The sequence below is a fragment of the Streptomyces sp. NBC_00443 genome (assembly GCF_036014175.1).
In the GTDB taxonomy this organism is placed as follows: Bacteria; Actinomycetota; Actinomycetes; order Streptomycetales; family Streptomycetaceae; genus Streptomyces.
Window position 1 is genome coordinate 7,593,535 of the sequence record NZ_CP107917.1, and the last position, 24,640, is coordinate 7,618,174.

The window sequence follows — 24,640 nt, forward strand, 5'->3', positions numbered from 1 at the left end:
AGGGCGGGCCCAAGTCCTCACGCCGCCGAGACCTCGCGATCGTCCGGGCAGGGCGCTCGCGATCGTCCGGGCGCAGCGAAGGGGCGGCACCTTCGAAGGTGCCGCCCTTGGAGGTGCGCAGGCCTACGCGGCCGGTGCCGACCCCTCCTGCTCCGCCTCGATCCGCGCGTTCCAGTCCCGCTTGGAGGCCTGCCAGCCGTCCTCGTCGTGACCGAGGCGCCAGTAGCCGGAGATCGACAGGTCCTCCCGGCTCATGCCGCGCTCGACCCGCAGCAGCTGACGCAGTTCCTTCACGAAGTGCGCCTCGCCGTGCACGAACGCCTGCACCCGGCCCTCGGGGAACTCCAGCGTGCGCACGGCCTCGACCAGGGCCTCGCCGACGGGGCGCGAGCCGCGGTGCAGCCAGACGACCTCGACGTCGGAGTCGATCTTCTGCTCCTCCTCGGGCCCGGCGATCTCCACGAAGGCGTACGCCTTGGCGCCGTGGGGCAGTGATTCGAGGGAGCGGGCGATCGCGGGCAGCGCGCTCTCGTCCCCCACGAGCAGATGCCAGTCGGCCTCCGGATCGGGGACGTAGGCGCCGCCGGGGCCCATGAAGCGCACAATCTCGCCCGGCTGGGCACGCATCGCCCACGGGCCGGCCAGTCCCTCGTCACCGTGCAGCACGAAGTCCAGCGTCAGCTCACAGTGCTCTGGGTCCCACGCGCGCACGGTGTACGTCCGCGTCACCGGCCACTGCTCGCGCGGCAGCTCCTCGCGGATGCGCTCCAGGTCGAAGGGCTCGGGGTAGCGCACGCCCGTGGGGGAGAACAGCATCTTCACGTAATGGTCGGTGCAGGTGTCCGCCGCGAATTCGGCGAGCCCGTCGCCGCCCAGCACCACACGCTGCATGTGCGGGGTCAGCCGTTCGGTGCGGATGACCTGCGCGCTGTGGGGCTTCCGCGGCTTGCGGGCAGGGCGTAGTGCCATCACTGGCCTCCCTCGTTCCAAGCTTAGGTTTACCTAAGTTAGCATCTCCCCCCGGCGAATGCCGCTATGAACGTTCATGAACTGTGCATGCCGCGCACGCAGGGACCGACTTCCCCGCGCCACGAGCCCCATGCGCACGATCGGGACGCCCTGCACGCCCCCGTGTCGTCACGCCCCCAGGGTCACCAGCAGCCGGTGCAGGGACCCGCCCAGTCCCCACCGCACCGCCAGCTCGTCCAGCCCCGCCGGATCCCGGGGCGTGCGCGGCAGCGTCGTGTCGACGTCGGGCAGCGGGATGTCGGCCGCGACCCGCACGACCGTCGGGGCGACGGCGACATACGGCCGCGACTCGTCCAGCCGCTTGCGCTGCGAGGGCGTGAGCTTCGCCTTCGGGTCGTCGACCGCCGCCATGATCCCGGCCAGGTCGCCGAACTCGGTGAGCAGCTTCGCGGCCGTTTTCTCGCCGATCCCGGGCACGCCCGGCAAACCGTCGCTCGGGTCGCCGCGCAGCAGCGCCAGATCGACGTACCCGCGGCCGTCCACGCCGTACTTCTCGCGCAGCCATGCCTCATCGGTGAGCTGGAGGGTGCCCACGCCCTTGAGCGGGTACAGCACCCGGATCCCGCGCGCATCGTCCACCAGCTGGTACAGGTCGCGGTCGCCGGTGACGATGTCGACCGGGCCCTTCGCCCGCGCGGTGAACGTGCCGATCACGTCGTCCGCCTCGTACCCCTCGACCCCCACGCGCGCGATGCCGAGGGCGTCCAGGACCTCCTCGATGACCGGTACCTGCGGCGACAGCGTGTCGGGCACCTCCTCCTCGTCCGGCCCCGCCTCGCGCTCCTCGGCCACGCGGTGCGCCTTGTACGAGGGGATCAGATCGACCCGCCACTGGGGCCGCCAGTCGGCGTCCATGCAGGCCACCAGGGCGTCCGGGCGGTGGTCCTTGACCAGGCGGTCGATGAAGTCGAGGAGCCCGCGCACGGCGTTCACCGGCGTGCCGTCCGGGGCCTTCACCGAGTCCGGGACGCCGAAGTAGGCGCGGAAGTAGAGGGAGGCGGTGTCGAGGAGCATCAGTCGTCCGGTCACGCCACGCATCATGCCGTACCGCACTGACAGAGGGCCCGACCGACAGTGACTGTGGCCTGGACCACTTGTGCGTTTGTGTCCGGGGAAGCCGGGCAGGCGCGCTCCCGGAGTGACGTCGCTTGCGTATTCAACTGTTGCGCCCGTCACTCTCTTCCTTTGCCGTCGAGACAAGAGGTACACGTGTCAGCCAGGCTTGAGGCCGAACAGCTCTACAAGGTGTTCGGGAGACGACCGGACGAGGCCGTAACGCGGCTCCGCCAGGGAACCGACCGGGAGGAACTGCGTGCGGACGGCACCACCGCCGCCGTCATCGACACCTCCTTCACCGTGGAGCCGGGCCAGATCTTCGTCGTCATGGGCCTGTCCGGGTCCGGCAAGTCCACGCTGCTGCGCATGCTCAACGGGCTGCTGGAGCCGACCGCGGGGCACGTCCGCTACGACGGCCAGGACCTGACCGCGATCAGCGACCGCGAGCTGCGCGAGGTCCGCGCGAAGAAGATCAGCATGGTCTTCCAGCACTTCGCGCTCTTCCCGCACCGCAGCGTGCTGGAGAACGCCGCCTACGGCCTGGCCGTGCAGGGCGTGCCCCGCGCCGAGCGCGAGAAGCGCGCCGGCGAGGCGCTCGCCCTGTGCGGTCTGGCCGGGTGGGAGAAGTCCTGGCCCGACGAGCTGTCCGGCGGCATGCAGCAGCGCGTGGGCCTCGCCCGCGCGCTCGCCACCGACGCCGACCTGCTCCTCATGGACGAGTCCTTCAGCGCGCTCGACCCGCTGATCCGCCGCGACATGCAGGACCAGTTGCTGGAGCTGCAACGCTCCCTGAAGAAGACCATCGTCTTCATCACCCACGACCTCAACGAGGCCATGCGCCTGGGCGACCGCATCGCCGTCATGCGCGACGGCCGCATCGTGCAGACCGGCACGGCCGAGGACATCCTCCTGCGCCCGGAGAACGACTACGTCGCCTCCTTCATCCAGGACGTCGACCGCTCCCGCGTGCTCACCGCGAGCGCCCTCATGGACACCACGGTCACCGCCGACGCCCCCCTATGTGCCTGCGAGACCGCGACCGGCGAGACGACCTTCGCGGAGCTGTGCGCCATCAGCGCCCGGCTGTCGCACCGCGTCTCGGTCGTGGACGCGGACAACAAGGTCATAGGCGTCGTGCCGCGGCAGCGGCTGGTCGGCTTCCTCGGCGACGAGAGTGCCGATCCCGCGCCCTGCGACACCCCGGACGGGAAGGTGGCCGCCCGTGCCTAGGCTGAATCTCGGCGACTGGGTCGACTCCGGCGTGGACTGGCTCGTCACCCACATGTCCTGGCTCTTCGACGCGATCAAGGCGGTCGTCGAGGGCATGTACGACGCCGTCAACGCCGTCCTGACGGCCCCCGAACCGCTGCTCCTCGCGGGCATCCTCGCCGTGCTGGCCTGGTGGCTGCGCGGCCTGGTCCCGGGCGTCCTGGCCTTCGCCGGCTTCGCACTGGTCGACTCGCTCGAACTGTGGGACCGGGCCATGTCGACGCTGGCCCTGGTGCTGGTCGCGACCGTGATCGCCCTGGTCGTCTCGATCCCGCTGGGCATCTGGGCGTCCCGCTCCAAGGCGGTCAGCGCGGCCGTACGACCCGTTCTGGACCTGCTCCAGACGATGCCGTCGATGGTGCTGCTGATCCCGGCCATCCTCTTCTTCGGCCTGGGCACCGCCGCCGGCGTCATCGCCACCCTGATCTTCGCGCTCGCGCCCGGCGTCCGCATGACCGAGCTCGGCATCCGCCAGGTCGACGCGGAACTGGTCGAGGCCGCCGAGGCGTTCGGCACCCCGCCGCGCGACACCCTGCTGCGGGTCCAGCTGCCGCTCGCCCTACCGACCATCATGGCGGGCATCAACCAGGTGATCATGCTGAGCCTGTCGATGGTCGTCATCGCCGGCATGGTCGGCACCGGCGGCCTCGGCGGCGCGGTCAACGAGGCCATCGGCCAGCTCGACATCGGCTTCGGCTTCGAGGCGGGCGTCGGCATCGTCGTCCTCGCCATCTACCTGGACCGCATCACCGGCGCGCTCGGCGCCCAGATCTCCCCGCTCGGCCGCCGTGCCGCCGCCAAGGCCCGCGCCGCGGGCGGCGTCAAGGTCTGGAACCACCGGCCCCGCCCGGTCGTCGCCGTCGCCGGCGTCGCCGTCCTGGCCCTCGTCGCGGGCGGGCTGGGCGTCTTCGGCCCCTCCGCGGGCACCGCCGAGGCTTCCGCCACGAACGTCGGCAAGGGCAAGGAGATCAAGCTCGGCTACATCCCCTGGGACGAGGGCATCGCCTCCACGTTCCTGTGGAAGGAGCTGCTGGAGCGCCGCGGCTTCGAGGTCACCACCAGCCAGTACTCCGCGGGCCCCCTCTACACGGGCCTCGCCACCGGCCAGATCGACTTCGAGACGGACTCCTGGCTGCCCACCACGCACGCCGAGTACTGGAAGAAGTACGGCAAGCAGCTGGAGGACCTCGGCTCCTGGTACGGCCCCACCTCCCTGGAGCTCAGCGTCCCGTCGTACGTCAAGGGCGTCGACTCCCTCGACGACCTCAAGAACAACGCCTCCAAGTTCAAGGGCAAGATCATCGGCATCGAGCCGAGCGCCGGAATGATGGGAATGCTCAAGGACAAGGTCCTCAAGGAGTACGGCCTGGAGGGCTCGTACGAGGTCGTCGACGGCTCGACGCCCGCGATGCTGGCCGAGCTCAAGCGCGCGTACGCCAAGAAGGAGCCGATCGCCGTCACGCTCTGGTCGCCGCACTGGGCGTACAGCGACTACGACCTGACGAAGCTCAAGGACCCCAAGGGCGCCTGGGGCAAGGGCGACGGCGTGCACACGCTCGCCCGCAAGGGCTTCGCCGGCGACAACCCCGAGGTCGGCGAGTGGCTGAAGAACTTCTCCATGACGGAGAAGCAGCTCACCAGCCTGGAGTCGCAGATCACCAAGGCCGGCAAGGGCAAGGAGCAGGATGCCGTCCGCTCCTGGCTGAAGCAGAACCCGGGCCTGGTGGACAAGTGGGCTCCGGTCGCCGGGGCGCAGAAGAGCCAGGCGGCCGGGTGACCTGACAGCCCCGGACCGCCGCCCGAGGGGTGGGTCCCGCCGTACGTCTTCCCCTGCGTACGACGGACCCACCCTTCGCGGTTTGCGGGCCCGCACAGGCACATGGCATGCCTACGAAAAGGATCCGGCCAACCACGCAGCGCTACCCCACCACCCGAACCCGGCTCCGCCAACTCCGCGCTGCCGGCCCCGACTTCAAGGCCGGGCCGATACCCCCGCAACACCCCGCTGACCAGGTACTCCACCCGTAGGAGGCGAGGGAACACAGGGGAGCGGCGAGGCATTGAACAGAACAGCAGCTCTCCCGTGCTGAGCGGGAGTCAGGGGTGGGACAGGGGTACCCGGTGCATCGGGAGAGCCGATCCACTGGCGCGAACCGGTGGGTCGTACTCCCCCCGACGTGTCGTCGATGTGACAGGCGCATGAAACGGTTTGCCGAACATGCGTAGGGTGCAGAGAACCGAACAGAAGGTGTGCGCCGGGCGGCGGGCGCGAGGACCGTGGACCGACGAGCGAAGGAGGGAGCCGGAGCGATGGGCGACCACAAAGAACAGCCCCTTCGAGTGGGCGCGGCCGTGCGTCGGCGCCGTCGCGCGCTCGAGCTCACCCTCGCCGTCGTGGCCGAGCGCAGCGGCCTGTCGGTGCCCTTCCTGAGCCAGATCGAGAACGACCGGGCACGCCCCAGCAGAAGCTCCCTCGAAAAGGTCGCAGACGCGTTGCGCACGACCGCGGTCGAACTCCTCGCCGCAGCCGACCCGGCATGCAGTGTCGACGTGGTCCGGGCCGATGGCAGCGAGTGGGGCCCCGACCCCCGGTTGCGTTCACTGGTGCGGGGTCACCACCAGATGCACGCCTCGGAGTTCACCGGCGACCATGACGCGGGCCGTGAATTCCAGTACCGCAACGACCAGTTGATGTACGTCGCCGACGGTGCCGTCGAGATCGAGGCGGAGGGCCGCGCGTACCGCCTCGGCCGCGGCGACACCCTGTACCTCACCGGTGGGGTGCGCCACCGCTGGCGGGCGACCGTGCCGGACACGCGCGTGGTCGTCGTGGCGGTGGCGGAACACATCGAGGCGGTCCGGGACCGGCCGAGGCACTGATGCGCGTCGTCTCCCTGGTGCCGTCGCTGACTGAGGCCGTCGCCACCTCGGCCGCCCCCGGCGTCCTCGTCGGCGCCACGGACTGGTGCAGCCACCCCGCCGGCCTGGACGTCATCCGCGTGGGCGGCACCAAGAACCCCGAGGTCGACCGCATCGTCGCCCTCGCCCCCGACCTCGTGATCGCCAACGAGGAGGAGAACCGCGAGCCCGACCTCGCCGCCCTGCGCGCGGCCGGCATCGAAGTTCTGGTGACCGAGGTACGGGATGTGCCGCAGGCCCTCGGTGAGCTGACACGGGTCCTGGCGGCATGCGGAGTGGGGGCCCGCCCACGGTGGCTGGACGAGGCGGGGGAGACATGGACGTCGCTCCGGCCTCCCGACCGCCGTACGACGGCCGTCGTCCCGATCTGGCGGCGCCCCTGGATGGTACTGGGCCGCGACACCTTCGCGGGCGACGTCCTGTCCCGCCTGGGCGTGGACCACCTGTACGCGACGCAGGAGGACCGCTACCCGCGCATCCCCCTGGACGATCTGCGCGCAGCGGCCCCCGACGTCGTCGTCCTCCCCGACGAGCCGTACCGCTTCACCTCCGACGACGGCCCCGAGGCGTTTCCCGGCCTGCCCTGCGCACTGGTCAGCGGACGGCACCTGACGTGGTACGGACCGTCGCTGGCCGAGGCGCCACGGGCGCTGTCCGAGGCCCTGCGAGCAGCGCACCGCTGAGCAGACCGCGCGCGGTGCACACGCCGGCCACGGCCCAGGCGCCGACGAGTACGACGTACAGCCCGACGGCGAGCCCCTCGTATGCGACGAGCCCGGTGTGCCGGCCCAGTGCCTCGGCGCCGGTCACACACGTGCCGACCGGGAAGGTGAACGCCCACCAGGTCATCGCAAAGCCCATGCCGTGCCGCCGCGCGCGTACGACATGGGCGGTGGCGAGCCCGAACCACAGCAGCGCGAAGCCCATGACGGGGACGCCGTACAGGACGGCGAGAATGCCGAAGCCCTCGCTGTACGGCTCCGGGACCACGCCCGGGGCGACGTCCGCGAAGATGCCGACGGCGGTGGTGGACTGGCCGAGCGGACCCAGCACCAGGAACAGCGTCGGAGTGAGGACGAGGGGCAGGGGACCGCCCGTGATCAGCCGCGCGAAGACGATCGGCAGCATCAGCAGGGTGGCGAGCAGACTGAGCCCGAACATCGCGAAGCAGGCGAGCAGCAGCGTCTCGCGGGCCTGCCCCGGCGGCAGATGCGGCACGAGCAGCGGCCCGAGCGCCGCGGACACCATGGGCGCGACGAGGGGCAGCAGCCACACGGGCGTGGCCTGCGAGGGCTCGATGCGATGGCGTACGGCCATCAGATACGGCACGGCGACCGCGGCCGCCAGCCCGACGACCGTACCGGCGCTGAACAGCACGGCGTCGAGCGCGACGGCTGCCCCGGTCCCGATCCAGTCCCGCCCGACGGTGATGGCGCCGCCGCCGACGGCCAGCAGGGCCATGGCCAGACAGCCGTAGAAGGGTGCCGTGGCCGGGTCGAGGAGGTGGGCGCGGGCCTGGTCACGGTGGTGGGTCCAGTGCAGGGCTCGGGCCGCGAGCAGGGTGGCGAGGAGGACCAGGGAGAGGGCCCAGACGGCTGTGCAGACGGTACGCAGACCGGGGACCTGGACCGGCAGTCCGGCTCCCGCGGTGGCGAGGGCGGCGGTGCCCATGACGGCGGCGTACCAATGGGGCCCGAGATGACGGACGGCGGTGACCATGCGTTCAGCGTCGCGGGCTGCGTTGTCCACGACCAGGGAGTTTGCCTCTATGAGCACATAAGCTGGGCTTATGACAGAGGCAGAGGCGGCGGAGGAACAGTTTCGCGCGGGAAACCTGGCACACCGCGTTCCGGACCTGGGCGCGCTGGAGCTGTTGCTGGCGGTGGCGCGGCTCGGGAGTCTCGGTGGGGCGGCGCGTGAGCTGGGGATCACCCAGCCGGCGGCGAGCAGCCGGATCCGGTCCATGGAGCGCCAGCTGGGGGTGGCGCTCGTGGACCGGTCGCCGAGAGGGTCCCGGCTCACGGACGCCGGGGCGCTGGTGACGGACTGGGCGCGGCGCATCGTGGAGGCCGCGGAGGCCTTCGATGTGGGGGCGCAGGCGTTGCGGGACCGGCGGGACTCGCGGCTGCGGGTGGCCGCCAGCATGACGATCGCGGAGTACCTGCTGCCGGGGTGGCTCCTCGCCCTGCGCGCGCAGCGCCCGGACACTGCGGTGTCCCTGCTCGCCGGGAACTCGGCGGCCGTCGCGGAGCGGCTGCTGGCCGACGAGGCGGACCTGGGGTTCGTGGAGGGGCTCACCGTCCCCTCCGGGCTGGACTCCGTCGTCATCGCCCACGACAACCTGATCGTGGTGACAGCGCCGGGTCATGCCTGGGCCCGGCGGCGACGCCCGCTGGAGGCGTCCGAGCTGGCGGTTACTCCGCTGATCCTCCGCGAGAAGGGTTCCGGCACGCGGCAGGTCCTCGACGTGGCGCTGGGCGGCTTGGCCCGGCCGCTGATCGAGCTGTCCTCGACCACTGCGGTCAAGGCCGCGGCGGTGAGTGGGGCGGGGCCTGCGGTGCTGAGTGAGCTCGCGGTGGGTGAGGAGCTTTCGATGCGGCGGCTGGTGAGTGTGCCGATGGCGGATGTGTCCCTGGCGCGTGACCTGCGGGCGGTATGGCCGACGGGGCACCGGCCGGTGGGTCCGGCGAGGGATTTGCTGTCGCTGACCCGGGGGTAGTCGGCCTGAACGGCCTCGTCCTCAAACGCCGGACGGGCTGGATTGCCTGGCCCGGCGCTGGAAATTCAACTGTCTCCGCGTCACGCACCCGCACCCGCAGCCGCCCCCACCAACCCCCCATCACCCGCACATCCACCCCCATCTCCGGATGCCACTGCACCCCCAACACCCACCCCTGCGCCGACGGCAGTTCCACCGCCTCCACCGTCCCGTCCTCCGCATACGCCGACGCCACAAGCCCCTCGCCCAGCCGATCCACGGCCTGGTGGTGATACGCGGGCACCGACGTCTCCTCGGGCACGACCCCGCCGTACAGAGTCCCCGGCACCGGCTTGACGGTATGGCTGCCGAAGACGCCCACGACCTCCGCATGCCCGTCGAGGTGCTGAACGAGCGTGCCCCCGAGGGCGACGTTGAGGAGCTGCATCCCCCGGCAGATCCCCAGCAGCGGAACCCCCGCCGCGAGCGCGGCGTCGATCAGGGCCAGCTCCCAGGCGTCCCGCTCCCGCGCCGGCGGCCCGGTCCGGGGGTGCGGCTCGGCGCCGTACCGCACCGGCTCGACGTCCGGGCCGCCCGCGATGACCAGCCCGTCAAGGCGGGCCACAGCGGCCGCGGCGTGGGCCGGGTCGTCCGGCGGCAGCATGGCGGCCAGCCCGCCCGCCCGTTGCACCAGCCGCGGATAGCCGGCCGGCAGCAGCGCCGCCTCCAGCTCCCACACACCCCAGCGCGCACCGGACTCCAGATAGGTGCTGACCCCGATCAACGGCCTGCCCACGATGCTCGTACTCCTTCACAGCGAATTCACGGCGGAGCGTTCAGTCCCGTGCCAACTCTGCCTCGGCCGCCGCCAGCGCCGCGAACTCCTCCTCCGGCGCCTTCGCCACCAGCCGCTTGCGGCTGTACAGGCCGAAGTACCCGACGGCCACCACGTACACCGCCAGCGCGATCAGGGCCGCCGTCACGTCCACCAGGAACGTCGCCACCAGTGCCGCGCACGCCAGGACCAGGGCCACCGACGATGTCAGCACCCCGCCCGGCGTGCGGTACGGCCGTGCCAGCTCCGGCTCACGGCGGCGCAGCACGATGTGGGACAGGGACATCAGCGCGTAGGAGATGGTCGCGCCGAACACCGCGATGTTCAGCATCCGCGCGCCGTCACCCGACACCGCCGCCAGCAGGAAGCCGACCGTGCCGGGCACCAGCAGGCCCAGGTACGGCGCCTTGCGGCGGCTGGTCAGGGAGAGGAAGCGGGGGAGGTAGCCCGCGCGGGACAGGGCGAACAGCTGGCGCGAGCCCGCGTAGATGAGAGAGAAGAACGACGCCACCAGGCCCGCGAGGCCCGCGTAGTTCACGATGCGGCTCAGCGTGGTCGCCTCGCCGTCCGGCTGGAGCGCCTCGACCAGCGGGTTGCCCGCCTCCTGGATCGCCGCCGAGCCACGTGCGCCGGCCGCCGCGAGGAAGGTCACCACGGCCAGCACCACCAGGATGGCCATCGACCAGCGGATCGCCTTCGGCAGCGTACGGGCCGGCTCCTTGGTCTCCTCGGCCGCCAGCGGCACCCCCTCGACGCCCAGGAAGAACCACATCCCGAAGGGGAACGCCGCCCAGATGCCGAGCAGCCCGAACGGCAGCCAGGAGCTGGACCCCGCGGCCGACGTGTCGACCGGGATGTCGTCCAGCGAGCCGAGGGAGAAGTCGGGCAGCGCCGCGAGCGCGAACACGATCAGGGCGACCACCGCGATGCCGGTGACGACGAAGCTGAAGCGCAGCGCCTCGCCTACGCCCCAGAGGTGGATGCCGAGGAAGATCGCGAAGCAGACCAGGTACATCGGCCAGCCGGACTCCAGGCCGAACAGGCCCAGTGATTCGACGTAGTCGCCGATGAAGATGACGATGGCGGCGGGCGCGAGGACGTACTCGATGAGGATCGCCGTGCCGGTCAGGAAGCCGCCCCAGGGGCCCAGGGCGCGGCGGGCGAAGCCGTAGCCGCCGCCCGCCGTCGGCAGGATCGAGGACAGCTCGGCGAGGGCGAAGACCATGCACGCGTACATCGCGCCCATGAGCACCATGGCGATCGCCAGACCGCCGAAGCCGCCTTCCGCCAGGCCGAAGTTCCAGCCGGAGTAGTCGCCGGAGACGACGTACGCGACGCCGAGACCGGTCAGCAGCACCCAGCCGGCGCTGCCGCGGCGCAGTGCTCTGCGCTTGAGATAGTCGTCCGCCTCAGCGGCGGCGGGTGTGCTTGTGGATTCGAGGGACATGGCCAACTCCCCACGTGCGGTGGACACCGGTGCAGTTCCGGGCACGGTGGGGTCGACCGGGCTCCGGCTCAATGGAATGGATGCATACCATTGCGGGGTTGGTCGGTCGAAGGCAATACCCTTGCGTTAATCGCCTGTAAATCCACTCGTGGGGGGCGTGGCCGCGTTCAGCCCAAGAAGCCTCGCAGCAGCGCCGCCGTCCCCCCGCAGTGCTCACGCATGATCTCCCGCGCGCACTCGGCGTTCCCCTCGATCACGGCCTCCACCAGGGCGGCGTGCTGGCGCTGGGAGTGCTCCAGATTGCGGACGAGAAGCGGGATGCAGTCGAGCAGGTCGTTGACCGTGGCGCGTACGGCCGCGTACTGGGCGGTGAGCGTGGGGGAGCCGGACAGCTCGGCGAGCGTGAGGTGCAGCAGCGTGTCCAGGCGGCGGTACTCGGCGAGCGGGGCGTCGTGCGTGCGCGTCAGGGCCGCACGGAGCCGGTCGGCCTGCTCCTCGTCCAGGCCGTGCGCCGCGCACAGGCCGGCCGCGCCCACCTCCAGAACCTCGCGGAAGCGCAGCGTGTCCTCGACGTCGACGTCCTTCAGGCGGCGGCGCAGCTCCTCCTCGCCCGGAGTCACGGGGCGCGGCAGCACGAACGTTCCGCCGTAGCGTCCGCGCCGCGACTCGACGAGCCCCTGGTCCTGGAGCACCTTGAGCACCTCGCGCAGCGTCACCCGGCTGATCCCCAGCCGGTCCGCCAGCTCGCGCTCCGCGGGCAGCCGCTCGCCGCCCGGCACCAGGCCGAGCCGGACCACCTGGAGGATCTGCTCCAGGGCCTCCTCGAAGCCGTTGCCGGCCCGCACCGGCCGCAGGACCGACGTCAGCCGGTCGTCGGCGCCGGGCGCCCCGTGCTCCGTGTCCGCCTGCGACATGTGGCCGTACCCCCTTCCCAAGCAATGGTCATCAGCAATACCTTATGGCTTCCGGCTGACCGAAGTAGCCGAATGGAGGCTCTCCCGTGGCAGACCGCAAACCCCCGCTGAGCGTCGAGGAGCTGCATGCCCTCGTCGCGAGCGGTGAGATCGACACTGTCGTCCTGGCCTTCCCCGATATGCAAGGGCGGCTCCAGGGCAAGCGGTTCGCCGCCCGCTTCTTCCTCGACGAGGTCCTCCACCACGGCACCGAGGGCTGCAACTACCTCCTCGCCGTCGACACCGAGATGAACACCGTCGACGGCTACGAGATGTCGTCCTGGGACCGCGGCTACGGCGACTTCGCCATGCACCCCGACCTGGCCACGCTCCGCCGCGTCCCCTGGAACGCGGGCACGGCCATGCTCGTCGCCGACCTCGCCTGGAGCGACGGCTCACCCGTGGTCGCCGCACCCCGCCAGATCCTGCGCCGCCAGCTGGAGCGCCTCGCCGAGCACGGGTACACCGCCAAGGTCGGCACCGAGCTGGAGTTCATCGTCTTCAAGGACACCTACGAGCAGGCCTGGGACGCCAACTACCGAGGGCTCACGCCGGCGAACCAGTACAACATCGACTACTCGGTGCTGGGGACGGGCCGGATCGAGCCCCTGCTGCGTCGCATCCGCAACGAAATGGCGGGCGCCGGCCTCACCGTCGAGTCCGCCAAGGGCGAGTGCAACCCCGGCCAGCACGAGATCGCGTTCAAGTACGACGACGCCCTGGTCACCTGTGACCAGCATGCCGTCTACAAGACCGGCACCAAGGAGATCGCCGCCCAGGAGGGCGTCTCGATCACCTTCATGGCCAAGTACAACGAGCGCGAGGGCAACTCCTGCCACATCCACCTCTCCCTCGCGGACACGGCCGGCGACAACGCCATGCCGGGGGACGGCGAAGGCGGCATGTCGGACGTCATGCGCCACTTCCTCGCCGGGCAGCTCGCCGCGCTGCGGGACTTCTCCCTGCTGTACGCCCCCAACATCAACTCCTACAAGCGGTTCCAGCCCGGCTCCTTCGCCCCGACCGCGGTCGCCTGGGGCTACGACAACCGCACCTGCGCCCTGCGTGTCGTCGGCCACGGTCGCTCGATGCGCTTCGAGAACCGGCTGCCCGGCGGGGACGTCAACCCGCACCTCGCCGTGGCCGGCCTGGTCGCGGCCGGCCTGTACGGCATCGAGCAGAAGCTGGAGCTGCCCGAGCCCTGCACCGGCAACGCCTACGCCGCCGGCTTCGAGCACGTCCCCACCACGCTGCGCGAGGCAGCCGAGCTCTGGGAGAACAGCCCGATCGCCAAGGCCGCCTTCGGCGACGAAGTCGTCGCGCACTACCGCAACATGGCGCGCGTCGAGCTGGACGCCTTCGACGCCGCGGTGACCGACTGGGAGCTGCGCCGCTCCTTCGAACGCATGTGAGGCACGTCTTGTCCGATCAGCTCTTGTCCGATCAGCTCCAGGTACTGAATCCGGCCACCGAAGAGGTCGTCGCCACCGTCCCGGCCGCCACCGCGGCCGACGTGGACGCGGCGGTCGTACGTGCCACCAAGGCGCAGGCCACGTGGTCCGCCCTCGCGCCCGGCGACCGCGCCCGGCTGCTGCGCCGGTTCGCCGTCGCCGTCGACGAACACCTCGAAGAGCTGGCCCGGCTGGAGGTCCGCGAGGCCGGCCACACCGTCGGCAACGCCCGCTGGGAGGCGGGCAACGTCCGCGATCTGCTCGACTACGCCGCCGGGGGAGTGGAGCGGCTGACCGGACAGCAGATCCCGGTCCCCGGTGGCCTGAACGTGACGATCCTCGAACCGCTCGGCGTCGTCGGCGTCATCGCGCCCTGGAACTTCCCGATGCCGATCGCGGCCTGGGGCACCGCCCCGCGCTCGCGGCCGGCAACGCGGTCATCCTCAAGCCCGCCGAGACGACCCCCCTGACCGCCCTGCGCCTGGCCGAACTCGCCCTGGAGGCGGGCCTTCCCGAGGGCCTCTTCCAGGTGCTGCCCGGCCACGGGCCCGTCACAGGCCACGCCCTCGTCGAGCACCCGGGCGTGGCGAAGATCGTCTTCACCGGGTCGACTGCCGTGGGCAAACAGGTGCTGGCGAAGGGCTCGGCCCTGCTCAAGCGCGTCACCCTCGAACTCGGCGGCAAGAGCCCCAACATCGTCTTCGCCGACGCCGACCTCGAAGCCGCCGCGGCCGCCACCCCCATGTCCTTCCTCGACAACTCCGGCCAGGACTGCTGCGCCCGCACCCGCATCCTCGTCCAGCGCTCCGCCTACGACCGCTTCCTGGAACTGCTGGGCCCCGCGATCGAGGCGGTGACGGTCGGCGACCCGGCCGACGAGAAGACCGACATGGGCCCGCTGATCTCCAAGGTCCAGCTGGAGCGCGTGCGTGCGTACGTCGACGAGGGCGCCGACGGCATCCGCGGCAAGGCCCCCGAGGGCCCCGGCTTCTGGTTCCCGCCCACCGTACTCACCGGCGTCGACCCGCACGCGCGCGTGGCCGTCGAGGAGGTCTTCGGCCCCGTGGCCGTCGTCCTCCCCTTCGATGGCGAGGCGGAGGCCGTCGCCCTCGCCAACGCCACCGAGTACGGCCTGTCCGGCTCCATCTGGACCCGTGACGTCGGCCGCGCCCTGCGCGTCTCCCAGGCGGTCCGGGCCGGCAACCTCTCCGTCAACTCCCACTCCAGCGTCCGCTACTGGACCCCCTTCGGCGGCTTCAAACAGTCCGGCATCGGCCGCGAGCTGGGCCCGGACGCCCTGACCGCCTTCACCGAGACCAAGAACGTCTTCATCAGCACGGAGGGCCCCGCACAGTGACTCAGGCACAGCCTCAGGCTCAGGAGAACATCTGCCGTCGGCTGGTCGGCCGCACGGCCGTCATCACCGGCGCCGGCAGCGGCATCGGCCTCGCCACCGCCCGCCGGCTCGCCTCCGAGGGCGCCCACGTCGTCTGCGGTGACGTCGACGAGCAGCGCGGCAAGGCGGCCGCGGAGGAGGTCGGCGGAACCTTCGTGAAGGTCGACGTCACCGACCCCGAGCAGGTCGAGGCGCTGTTCAGGACGGCGTACGACACCTACGGCAGCGTCGACATCGCCTTCAACAACGCCGGCATCTCGCCGCCCGACGACGACTCCATCCTGGAGACCGGCCTGGAGGCCTGGAAGCGGGTCCAGGAGGTCAACCTCACCTCCGTCTACCTGTGCTGCAAGGCCGCGATCCCCTACATGCGGCAGCAGGGCAAGGGCTCCATCATCAACACGGCGTCCTTCGTGGCGAAGATGGGCGCCGCCACGTCCCAGATCTCGTACACGGCCTCCAAGGGCGGCGTCCTGGCCATGTCCCGCGAGCTGGGTGTCCAGTTCGCCCGCGACGGCATCCGGGTCAACGCCCTGTGCCCGGGACCGGTCAACACCCCGCTGCTCCAGGAACTGTTCGCCAAGGACCCCGAGCGCGCCGCGCGCCGGCTCGTCCACATCCCGGTCGGCCGTTTCGCCGAGGCCGAGGAGATCGCCGCCGCCGTGGCCTTCCTGGCCAGCGACGACTCCTCCTTCGTCAACGCCACCGACTTCCTGGTCGACGGCGGTATCTCGGGGGCGTACGTCACGCCGCTGTAGCCCGGCGCCGGGAACGTGAGTGGGACGCCGCCTTCGGGGGATGGCGACGTCCCGCTCGCCCCGCGCGCGGACGTCTGCTACAGGAACGTACGGCCCTCGCCCCGATACGTAGGCACGGTCGCCGTCACCGCGTCGCCCTCGACGAGATGCAGCGCGTCGAACCGCTCGCACAGCTCACCGGCCTTGGCGTGCCGGAACCACACCTTGTCGCCGAGCAGGAGATCGTCGGCGGGGAGCCCAGCAGCGGCGTCTGCACCTCGCCGGGCCCCTCCTGAGGGTCGTACCGCAGGCCCTCCGGCAGATACGGCACCGGCAGCCGGTCGCTCCCCGCCGCACCCGAGGCCGGGTATCCGCCACCGAGGACGGTCACCACCCCGACCCCCGGCCGGCGCACGACGGGCTGGGCGAACAGCGCGGCCGGACGCCCGCTGAAGGACGTGTAGTTGTCGAACAGCCGCGGCACGTACAGCCCCGACCCGGCCCCGATCTCCGTGACGCAGTCCTCGGCGGCCGTGAACTGCACACTGCCGGTCCCGCCGCCGTTGACGAACTCCAGCCCCGGGGCCACGGCCCGGACGGCCCGCACCACCTCGGCCCGCCGCTCGGCGAGTTCCCGGCGGGCGGCGGCCTGCATCAGCCGCACGGCACGCGAGCGCACCGGCCGCCCCGCCAAGGCGTCCCCGACCCCGGCGATGTGCCCCTCGTACGCCATGATCCCGACCACCTCGAACCCAGGCCGCCGGGCGACGGCACGGGCCATGTCGGCGACCTGGGCGGGGGAGTGCAGCGGCGAGCGCAGGGCGCCGACGCGCACCCGGCCGCCGAACAGCTTCAGCGAGGTGTCCAACTCCAGGCAGACCCGCACCACTTCCTGCCCGCCGTCCCGGGCCTCGTCGATGAGCCGCAGCTGAGCCGGGTCGTCGATCATCACGGTGACGGCGGAGGCGAGCTTGGGATCACCGGTCAGCTCGGCGAACCCGGCGCGGTCGGCGGACGGATAGGCCAGCAGGACGTCGTCGAACCCGGAGCGGGCCAGCCACAGGGACTCGGCGAGGGTGAAGGACATCACCCCCGCGAAGCCGTCCCTCGCGAGGACGCGTTCGAGCAGGGCCCGGCAGCGTACGGACTTGCTGGCGACCCTGACCGGCTTTCCGCCGGCCCGGCGGAGCAAATCGTCCGCGTTGGCGTCGAAGGCGTCCAGGTCCACGATCGCGAGAGGGGCGTCGAGATGGGCGGTGGCCCGGTCGTAACGGGCCCGGTCGGCGGCGCGCGCAGTCATGAACGAAGCCTGCCATGCAGGATTACCGCAGGGTAGGGGGATGTTCCGGGCAGATGCACACGGGGTCCCGGACTGGTTCCCGTTCGCCCAGGATCAACCCGTAGAGTGACGCGCACGCATGTGGGGAACACCCCCGGCCGCACGGCACGCCGGGATGACGCTCCATCTGTGCGGGTATGCGTGCCTGGTCGGACGAGTCCGCGCCGGGCCCGGCACAGGGAGAACGGCACGACGGTCCCGCGTACCAGGACGGGCCCGGACACGAGGAAACGGGGGGTGCATGAGCACGGAAGCACGGCGCGCCCCCATCCCCCCGCTCCCCTCGACACCGCCGGCGCCCGCCACCCCGCCCCGCCCGTCGACCCCGCCGAGACCCGCGGAGCCACCGACGTCCCCAGACACACAGGGTGAGCAGCAGGACGGCAGCCCCACTGCCGCCCATGCCCAGCCCCTCCAGAACCCGAGCCCCGCGGAAACCGCTGCGTCGGCCCCGCCGCCCCGGGCCTCGGCACGCTTCCCGGACACCCCGCCGGCGGCCGGACGCCAGGACGGTGGCGGATCGCCGCACCGTGAGAGCGCGCCCGACGACACCCCGCCCCGCCCGCCCGAGCGTCCCTCCCCGCCCCGCCGCACGGCGGCCCCCGCGGAGACAGCAGCGGAGACCACCTTCAGACTCCGCCCGATCAGAGTGACCCCGTCCCCATCGACGGAGCACGGCAACCGCCCCTCCGCCGAACGCCCGCAGCCGACCGAGCCTCCGCAGTCGGGATCCGGCCGGGGACAGAGTCCTGTGGGCACGCCCGCGCAGCCAGGCCTCGGTCGGCCGCAAGGCTCCGGCGACATGTCCGCGCGTGCCGGTTCCGGCCGGGCACAGGGCCCCGTCGGCGCGCCCGGGCAGCCGGGCGCCGGTCGGCCGCAAAGCTCCAGCGGTATGCCCGCGCAGGCGAGTTCCGGACCCGCGCCGGCTTCTGTGGGCGGGCCCCCGAAGCCCGCCACGGCCCCCACACACGGCTCAAGCACCATGTCCCCACATCCGGCCTCGGCCCCCGCACAGGCCCCCGGCCCCATGCCCCCGCACGCGGCTCCCCGCCCCGCGCCGAGCTCGGCCGGCCTGCCCCCCAAGCCCGCCACCCGCCCCGGATCCACCCCCGGCGAGCCCCCTCGCCGCCCCGCTTCCGTGCCGCTGCCCCCGCAGCGTCCCGCACACCGGCCCCCGGCAGGAGACGGTTCCGAGGCACGCGGATACGCGGCCCCGGCGCCCGCCGGGTCCTCGCCCGACACCCGGCACCCCACGCACGCCGGACCCTCCACGAACGGCCACGGGTCCGCCGCGTTCGCGCCGGACCCGTCGCTCTCCTGGAGTGCCCCGATGGCGCCGGGCGGGACCCCGGGGGCCGGGCGGCCGGTCGTGTCGTTCGGGCAGCCCGAGGGGTACGACGAGCAGGCGCGACCGCGGCCCCTGGGGCTGCGGATCAGGCCGCGGGTCGCCGTGGCAGCCGCCTGTGTCGTGCTCGGGCTGGGGCTCATCGGCGGGGCCGTGACCGGGAGTTGGCTGATCGGCGACCCTGGTGACGGCGGCACGCGGGACACCTTCGCCGCGGCCGGAAGCCTGTGGCACAGCGTTCCTGTCGACCAGCTGTTCCCGCCCACCGTGATCGGGCGGGGCGCCGGCCCCGGTGGCGCCGACCGGACCTGGACGCGGATCGCGGTCGCCCCCGACACGGGCTGCGCGAACGCCTTCGACCCGCTCCTGCGCAAGGCTCTGTCCACCGTCGGCTGCGAGCGCCTCCTGCGCGCCACCTACATCGACGCCACCCAGAGCTACGTCACCACGGTCGGCCTGCTCTTCACCACGGCCGACGCCACCGCCATGCGCTCGCTCGACACCCGCTTCACCAAAGAGGGCCTCGACCGCCGTACGGACCTGATGCCCCGCCCCTACGCCGCGAAGGGCACTGAGGCCGCCGGATTCGGCGACGAACAGCGCGCCTCCTGGACCGTCTCCGTCCTCACCGACGCCCCGGTCGTCGTCTACGCCGTCTCCGGCTGGGCGGACGACCGCACCGTCGACGAGCCCGAGCCCGCCAGGCAGGCCATGGAGTCCGGCGAGACCACGGCCGTCGCCCAGGCCGGCCTCGGCCACGAGGCACAGGGTCTCGCCGACCGCGTCGAACGCTCCCTGCGCAAGAACGTCGGTCAGGCCACGGAGCAGCCGTCATGAACACCGGCACCGACGCGGCCACGAGCACCGGTACGAGGACCGACATGAGCACCGGCATGAACAGCGCGGCGGCCGGCGCCGTGACCAGGACTGTGAAGACCATCATGACCCGCCGGACCGGCTCCCTCGCCGTCCTCCTCGGCGCCTGCCTCGCCGTCCTGCCTCCGACCGCCGCGCACGCCGACTCCATACGAGCCCAGCAATGGGCCCTGGACGCCATGCACACCGAAGAGGCCTGGCAGACCACCAAGGGCAAGGGCATCACCGTCGCCGTCCTCGACACCGGCGTCGAGGCCGACCACCCCGACCTGGCGGGCAACGTCCTCGAAGGCAAGGACATGGTCGGCTTCGGAGCCGAGCGCGGCGACCGCGCCTGGGCCCGGCACGGCACCGCGATGGCCGGCATCGTCGCCGGGCACGGACACGGGGCGGGCAACGGCGACGGCGTCATGGGCATCGCCCCCGAGGCCAAGATCCTCCCCGTCCGCGTCATCCTGGAGGACGGCGACCCCGCCCGCGCCAAGGCCCGCAGCAGCCGCGGCAACGCCCTCGCCGAAGGCATCCGCTGGGCCGCCGACCACGGCGCCGACGTCATCAACCTCTCCCTCGGCGACGACTCCAAGTCGGCTCACCCCGAGGCCGGCGAGGACGAGGCCGTCCAGTACGCCCTGAAGAAGGGCTCCGTCGTCGTCGCCTCGGCCGGCAACGGCGGCGAGAAGGGCGACCACATCTCCTACCCGGCCGCCTACCCGGGCGTCATCGCCGCCACCGCCGTCGACAAGTTCGGCACCCGCGCCTCCTTCTCCACCCGCCGCTGGTACGCCACCGTCAGCGCCCCCGGCGTCAACGTCGTCATCGCGGACCCCGACCGCAAGTACTACGAGGGCTGGGGCACGAGCGCCGCGGCCGCCTTCGTCTCCGGAGCCGTGGCCCTGGTCAAGTCCGCCCACCCCGGACTGACCCCGGCCCAGATAAAGAAGCTCCTCGAGGACACGGCACGCAACGCCCCCGCCGACGGCCGCGACGACTCCCGCGGCTACGGCTTCATCGACCCGGCCGCCGCGATCAAGGAGGCCTCCCGCATGGAGCGGGAGAAGCTTCAGCCGGCGGCGTACGGCGAGGAGTACTTCGGCTCGGGTCCCGACGCCGCCGAGTCGGGGGACGACGCGTCGAGCTGGACGGCCCCGCTGGCGGGCGGCGCCGGCGGCCTGCTGCTGGTCTCGGCGGTCGTGGTGTGGCGCGGCCGACGCGGACGCCGCGACTTCTAGCCGAACACCGACACCGCCGCCCCGGCCGCCGCCTCGACCAGCGAAATCCCCTTCGCCTTCGTCGAGTTGCCGTCGGACAGCACCGCCACCAGATACGCCTCGCCGTCCACCGTCACCCGCCCGATGCTGTTGATGTCCCACAGCCCGGTGGCGGTGCGTGGCAGCCAGCCGTTCTTCAACGCCCATGCGGAGCCGTCCGCCACGGCCGACACTCCCCACCGCTGGTCGACGGCGATCTCTCCCATCAGCCCTCGCAGATACGCCCGCGAGGCCTCGCTCAGCTCCGAGTCCTCCCCGAACACCTGCCGCAGCAGCGTGAGTTGATCTGCCGCGGTGGTCCGGGTCAGTCCCCAGTACATGCCCGCTCCGCCCTCGGTTTCGGTGAGCCCGAAGCGCCCGTTGGCGGCATCGAGCCCCTTCTCCAGCCCGATGGCCTGCCACAGGGCCGACGCGGCGGTGTTGTCGCTGTTCTCGATCATCGCGGTGGCGTAGGACTTCTCCGCCGCGGTGAGTGAACGCCCCGCGTCCTGCGCCTGGAGCAGCAGCGCGGCCAGGATGTCGACCTTGACGATGCTCGCCGTGTCGAAGCTGCCGCTGCCGTACGTGGCGCTCTCGCCGGACTTCGGATCCAGCACCGCCACCGACACGTCGGCGCCGTCCTCGACGGTCACCGACGCCATGGCCTCGGCAAGGGCCGCGTCGTGGTCCACCGTCGGCTGTGCCACGGGTTCCACGGGAGCCTCCTCGCCTGCCTGAGCCGAAACCGACGCCGACGATACGGGGCTCCCGCCCGAGTGCGCCCGAGCCTTCACGTACACGGTTCCCGCGGCCGCGCCACCGACGACGATGACAAGGGCGAGCGCGGTGTACAGCGGGGGCCGGCGTCGCCGACGGGCGCGGGATCTGGAGGGCTCCATCCCGCGATCGTCGGGGCGGCGACTGTGCGGGCCGTTAGACGGACGTTAGATATGTGTCAGGGAAAACTGAGAATCCGGTGAGGGCGTCACAGCGGGGTTTCCGGGCCCGCACAAGCGCTGCAGCATCCCCCCGATAGGGTCGGTGACCGTGGCGAACAAGAACATTCCCGACTCTCTCTTCTCCGACGACGACGGCTCCGCCGACCCCCGGCTGAGCGCCGCGCTCGCCGACTGGGCCGAGGACCGCACCGCCGAGGGCCCGGTCCTGGAGGCGCTCAGGGCTGCCCGGCTGCTCGTCCCCGTCGTGGCCGTGCTCGGCGAGGTCGAGGAGGACGAGAACGGGCTGCGCCGCGAGAAGACCAGCGACATGGCCGTGCCGACCCTGAAGGCCGGCGGGCGCACCGCCCTGCCCGCCTTCACCTCCACCGAGTCGCTCGCCCGCTGGGACCCGGCGGCCCGCCCCGTCGCCGTGCCCCTGCACCAGGCCCTGCAGGCCGCGGCGCACGAGAAGGCGGACACGATCGTGCTGGACATGGCCGGACCGGTGCCGTTCGAGCTGTCGGGGCGCTCGCTGCTGGCGCTCGCCGAAGGCCGTACGACGACCGACCCGCTCACCGACCCGGCCGTCCTGGCGGCCGTGCGCGCCGCCGTCGCCGCCGAGCCTGCCGTCCTGCGCGCCCACCTCGGCCCCGGGCAGGCCGACGGCACCCTGGCCCTCGTACTGGACCCGTCCGCGCCACCGGCCCAGGCCGCGCGGGCGGTGGCGGAGCGCCTCGCCGCCGACGCAACACTGAGGGCCCGCCTGGTGCACGGCCTCGACCTGGCTCTGCTGCCGGCCGAGGCGACCCCACCGGGCGAGCCCCTGTTCGTACGTGGATGAAGTTCGTTTGCGGATGAGCGGACGGTCCCGCCGTCGGGCTAGCCGTAGACCGGGCCGGTGTACTTCTCGCCCGGGCCCTGGCCCGGCTCGTCCGGGACGACCGACGCCTCGCGGAAGGCCAGCTGCAGCGACTTCAGGCCGTCGCGCAGCGGCGCCGCGTGGAACGAGCTGATCTCGGTCGCGCTCGCGTCCAGCAGACCGGCGAGGGCGTGCACCAGCTTGCGTGCCTCGTCCAGGTCCTTGTACCTGTCGCCCTCCTCGGTCAGACCGAGCTTCACGGCGGCGGCGCTCATCAGGTTGACGGCGACCGTCACGATCACCTCGACCGCCGGGACCTCGGCGATGTCGCGGGTCATCTCGTTGAAGTCGGGCTGCTCGGCGGAGCCGGAGGGGGAGGTCTCACTCATGCCTGACACGATAGGCGCCGTGGCGGCCCGGCCCCCAGTTGGCCTCGGTTAGCCCTTCCCTTCCGGAGCTGCTAACCTTGTGTGACGACCGGCTGGACGACCCATGAGCAGTGAGGGTGTCCGGCCACAAGTGGAGGCTCCGATCTCCCACCTGACCGTCCCCCGGGACGGCGGGTCACCCCGGTCAGGCGGCCACCATCGTTCCGTACGGACGATGGAGTCGCCCGAAAGTGCGCCCCGCGGCCATCGCGGCGGTGCTCCGGTAGTGCTTAGGAGCCCCGCCTGTGATCGTCCGGGGCATTTTTTGTGCTTCGGTGCGGTTAGGTCTGTCTAGAAGAGACATACGCGGCTGTCCGCCAGACCGCCGTGTGGTGCTAACCGAGGAGGATCCATCAGCGCCGAGCCCCGCATCAACGACCGGATTCGCGTTCCCGAGGTGCGACTTGTCGGTCCCAGTGGCGAGCAGGTGGGCATTGTCCCGCTGGCCAAGGCACTGGAGCTTGCGCAGGAGTACGACCTGGACCTGGTCGAGGTCGCGGCGAACGCCCGTCCGCCCGTGTGCAAGCTCATGGACTACGGGAAGTTCAAGTACGAGTCGGCCATGAAGGCCCGTGAGGCGCGCAAGAACCAGGCGCACACGGTCATCAAGGAGATGAAGCTCCGGCCGAAGATCGACCCGCACGACTATGACACCAAGAAGGGTCACGTCGTCCGGTTCCTCAAGCAGGGCGACAAGGTCAAGATCACGATCATGTTCCGTGGTCGCGAGCAGTCCCGGCCCGAGCTGGGCTACCGACTGCTGCAGCGGCTCGCGACGGACGTCGAGGACCTCGGGTTCGTGGAGTCGAACCCGAAGCAGGACGGCCGCAACATGATCATGGTTCTCGGTCCGCACAAGAAGAAGACCGAGGCGATGGCCGAGGCCCGCCAGGCGCAGGAAGCCCGCAAGGCAGACGCGAAGGCCAACCCCGGCAAGTCGCAGAACGCCGCGGAGTCCGAGGACGGCGTGGAGCCCGAGGACGCCGTGGAGTCCGAGGCACCTGCCGAGGCTTCCGCCGAGGCGTGATCCCGGGGGACGCGAGTCCCCAGGACGTAACCGAAACAACAGCGACGTTCCACCGTGCCCGGTTTCACGACCGGGCACCGGAACGCCACCGACGAGGAGAGAACGGCGCTATGCCGAAGAACAAGTCGCACAGCGGTGCCAGCAAGCGCTTCAAGATCACCGGCTCCGGCAAGGTGCTCCGTGAGCGCGCCGGCAAGCGCCACCTGCTCGAGCACAAGTCGTCCCGCGTGACGCGCCGCCTGACCGGCAACGCCGAGATGGCCCCGGGCGACGCCGCGAAGATCAAGAAGCTTCTCGGCAAGTGACATCGGGGCGCGAACGACTTTCGCGCCTGATCCCTGACCGGGACCCAATCGATACCGGGTCGTGTGAGTCCAACCGCGGCCCCGCTACAAGGAGTTAAAAGTGGCACGCGTCAAGCGGGCAGTGAACGCCCACAAGAAGCGCCGGGCGATCCTCGAGCAGGCCTCCGGCTACCGCGGTCAGCGTTCGCGCCTGTACCGCAAGGCCAAGGAGCAGGTCACCCACTCGCTGGTCTACAACTACAACGACCGCAAGAAGCGCAAGGGTGACTTCCGCCAGCTGTGGATCCAGCGCATCAACGCCGCTGCCCGCGCGAACGGCATCACGTACAACCGCTTCATCCAGGGTCTGAAGGCCGCCAACGTCGAGGTCGACCGCAAGATCCTCGCCGAGCTGGCCGTCAACGACGCGAACGCGTTCGCCGCGCTCGTCGAGGTCGCCCAGAAGGCGCTGCCGGCGGACGTCAACGCCCCCAAGGCGGCCTGACG

General features: G+C 71.7%; 19 protein-coding genes and 4 pseudogenes. 14 read left to right on the top strand and 9 right to left on the bottom strand.

Annotated features, from left to right (window positions below; translation table 11 throughout):
* Window positions 1-123 precede the first annotated feature (123 nt).
* On the bottom strand, window positions 124-969 hold the full coding sequence (locus OHO27_RS34545; RefSeq protein WP_328428882.1) for a siderophore-interacting protein: 846 nt from the start codon (window positions 967-969) through the stop codon (window positions 124-126).
* Window positions 970-1,137: 168 nt separating this feature from the next.
* The gene (locus OHO27_RS34550; RefSeq protein ID WP_328430638.1) at window positions 1,138-2,067 is read right to left on the bottom strand and encodes a 5'-3' exonuclease; all 930 of its coding nucleotides are present in this window, start codon (window positions 2,065-2,067) and stop codon (window positions 1,138-1,140) included.
* 171 nt (window positions 2,068-2,238) lie between these two features.
* On the opposite strand from OHO27_RS34550, the gene OHO27_RS34555 reads away from it, so the two are divergent.
* From OHO27_RS34555 to OHO27_RS34570, 4 genes are all read left to right on the top strand, one after another.
* Window positions 2,239-3,315, top strand: a complete 1,077-nt coding sequence (locus OHO27_RS34555; protein WP_328428883.1) for a quaternary amine ABC transporter ATP-binding protein — start codon at window positions 2,239-2,241, stop codon at window positions 3,313-3,315.
* On the top strand, window positions 3,308-5,131 hold the full coding sequence (locus OHO27_RS34560; RefSeq protein ID WP_328428884.1) for an ABC transporter permease/substrate binding protein: 1,824 nt from the start codon (window positions 3,308-3,310) through the stop codon (window positions 5,129-5,131). The genes OHO27_RS34555 and OHO27_RS34560 overlap by 8 nt, the downstream gene beginning before the upstream one ends.
* Before the next feature lie 533 nt (window positions 5,132-5,664).
* Window positions 5,665-6,234 (top strand): helix-turn-helix domain-containing protein, encoded by a 570-nt coding sequence (locus tag OHO27_RS34565; RefSeq protein WP_328428885.1) that lies wholly within the window; start codon window positions 5,665-5,667, stop codon window positions 6,232-6,234.
* Entirely contained in the window at window positions 6,234-6,956 is a 723-nt protein-coding gene (locus OHO27_RS34570) for a helical backbone metal receptor (RefSeq protein WP_328428886.1), read from the top strand. The genes OHO27_RS34565 and OHO27_RS34570 overlap by 1 nt, the downstream gene beginning before the upstream one ends.
* Here the strand turns inward: OHO27_RS34570 and OHO27_RS34575 are convergent.
* Window positions 6,868-7,992: a TDT family transporter gene (locus OHO27_RS34575; protein WP_328430639.1), complete on the bottom strand. Its 1,125-nt coding sequence runs from the start codon at window positions 7,990-7,992 to the stop codon at window positions 6,868-6,870. The two genes, OHO27_RS34570 and OHO27_RS34575, sit on opposite strands and share 89 nt — an antisense overlap.
* Window positions 7,993-8,062: 70 nt before the next feature.
* Here OHO27_RS34575 and OHO27_RS34580 point away from each other — a divergent pair, with 70 nt between their 5' ends.
* A complete protein-coding gene (locus OHO27_RS34580; RefSeq protein ID WP_328428887.1) occupies window positions 8,063-8,992 on the top strand; it encodes a LysR family transcriptional regulator in 930 nt (309 codons plus the stop codon).
* 118 nt (window positions 8,993-9,110) lie between these two features.
* On the opposite strand, the pseudogene OHO27_RS34585 reads toward OHO27_RS34580, so the two are convergent.
* The 3 genes and pseudogenes from OHO27_RS34585 to OHO27_RS34595 form a co-directional block, all read right to left on the bottom strand.
* Window positions 9,111-9,770: pseudogene (locus tag OHO27_RS34585) on the bottom strand (gamma-glutamyl-gamma-aminobutyrate hydrolase family protein); the annotation flags it as partial.
* Between the two features lie 37 nt (window positions 9,771-9,807).
* Window positions 9,808-11,253 carry an ethanolamine permease gene (gene eat / locus OHO27_RS34590; RefSeq protein ID WP_328428888.1) on the bottom strand — a complete coding sequence of 482 codons (1,446 nt, stop codon included), beginning with the start codon at window positions 11,251-11,253 and terminating at the stop codon, window positions 9,808-9,810.
* Window positions 11,254-11,420: 167 nt separating this feature from the next.
* Window positions 11,421-12,167 (bottom strand): FadR/GntR family transcriptional regulator, encoded by a 747-nt coding sequence (locus OHO27_RS34595; RefSeq protein WP_328428889.1) that lies wholly within the window; start codon window positions 12,165-12,167, stop codon window positions 11,421-11,423.
* 86 nt (window positions 12,168-12,253) lie between these two features.
* Here OHO27_RS34595 and OHO27_RS34600 point away from each other — a divergent pair, with 86 nt between their 5' ends.
* From OHO27_RS34600 to OHO27_RS34610, 3 genes and pseudogenes are all read left to right on the top strand, one after another.
* Window positions 12,254-13,618 carry a glutamine synthetase family protein gene (locus OHO27_RS34600; RefSeq protein ID WP_328428890.1) on the top strand — a complete coding sequence of 455 codons (1,365 nt, stop codon included), beginning with the start codon at window positions 12,254-12,256 and terminating at the stop codon, window positions 13,616-13,618.
* A gap of 23 nt (window positions 13,619-13,641) precedes the next feature.
* Window positions 13,642-15,014 (top strand): annotated as a pseudogene (locus OHO27_RS34605) (aldehyde dehydrogenase family protein).
* Window positions 15,011-15,811 (top strand): 3-oxoacyl-ACP reductase, encoded by an 801-nt coding sequence (locus tag OHO27_RS34610; protein WP_328428891.1) that lies wholly within the window; start codon window positions 15,011-15,013, stop codon window positions 15,809-15,811. Before OHO27_RS34605 ends, OHO27_RS34610 begins: the two are co-directional and overlap by 4 nt.
* A 77-nt stretch (window positions 15,812-15,888) precedes the next feature.
* Here OHO27_RS34610 and OHO27_RS34615 read toward each other — a convergent pair.
* Window positions 15,889-17,090, bottom strand: a pseudogene (locus tag OHO27_RS34615) (amino acid deaminase/aldolase).
* Between the two features lie 1,021 nt (window positions 17,091-18,111).
* On the opposite strand from OHO27_RS34615, the gene OHO27_RS34620 reads away from it, so the two are divergent.
* Both OHO27_RS34620 and mycP read left to right on the top strand, forming a co-directional pair.
* Window positions 18,112-19,311, top strand: coding sequence for a hypothetical protein (locus tag OHO27_RS34620; RefSeq protein WP_328428892.1), 1,200 nt, complete (start codon window positions 18,112-18,114; stop codon window positions 19,309-19,311).
* 56 nt (window positions 19,312-19,367) lie between these two features.
* Window positions 19,368-20,579 carry a type VII secretion-associated serine protease mycosin gene (mycP, locus tag OHO27_RS34625; RefSeq protein WP_443059730.1) on the top strand — a complete coding sequence of 404 codons (1,212 nt, stop codon included), beginning with the start codon at window positions 19,368-19,370 and terminating at the stop codon, window positions 20,577-20,579.
* On the opposite strand, the gene OHO27_RS34630 is transcribed toward mycP, so the two are convergent.
* Complete coding sequence (locus OHO27_RS34630; protein WP_328428893.1) at window positions 20,576-21,496, bottom strand: serine hydrolase; 921 nt, start codon at window positions 21,494-21,496, stop codon at window positions 20,576-20,578. The two genes, mycP and OHO27_RS34630, sit on opposite strands and share 4 nt — an antisense overlap.
* Before the next feature lie 148 nt (window positions 21,497-21,644).
* Here OHO27_RS34630 and OHO27_RS34635 point away from each other — a divergent pair, with 148 nt between their 5' ends.
* A complete protein-coding gene (locus tag OHO27_RS34635) occupies window positions 21,645-22,376 on the top strand; it encodes an SseB family protein (protein WP_328428894.1) in 732 nt (243 codons plus the stop codon).
* A gap of 38 nt (window positions 22,377-22,414) precedes the next feature.
* On the opposite strand, the gene OHO27_RS34640 is transcribed toward OHO27_RS34635, so the two are convergent.
* On the bottom strand, window positions 22,415-22,783 hold the full coding sequence (locus tag OHO27_RS34640) for a DUF1844 domain-containing protein (RefSeq protein ID WP_328428895.1): 369 nt from the start codon (window positions 22,781-22,783) through the stop codon (window positions 22,415-22,417).
* A 366-nt stretch (window positions 22,784-23,149) separates the two neighbouring features.
* On the opposite strand from OHO27_RS34640, the pseudogene infC reads away from it, so the two are divergent.
* From infC to rplT, 3 genes and pseudogenes are all read left to right on the top strand, one after another.
* Window positions 23,150-23,849, top strand: a pseudogene (gene infC, locus OHO27_RS34645) (translation initiation factor IF-3).
* A gap of 110 nt (window positions 23,850-23,959) precedes the next feature.
* Window positions 23,960-24,154 carry a 50S ribosomal protein L35 gene (gene rpmI / locus OHO27_RS34650; RefSeq protein WP_003977225.1) on the top strand — a complete coding sequence of 65 codons (195 nt, stop codon included), beginning with the start codon at window positions 23,960-23,962 and terminating at the stop codon, window positions 24,152-24,154.
* A gap of 100 nt (window positions 24,155-24,254) precedes the next feature.
* Window positions 24,255-24,638 (top strand): 50S ribosomal protein L20, encoded by a 384-nt coding sequence (gene rplT / locus OHO27_RS34655; RefSeq protein WP_030744620.1) that lies wholly within the window; start codon window positions 24,255-24,257, stop codon window positions 24,636-24,638.
* The last annotated feature ends 2 nt before the right edge of the window (window positions 24,639-24,640 follow it).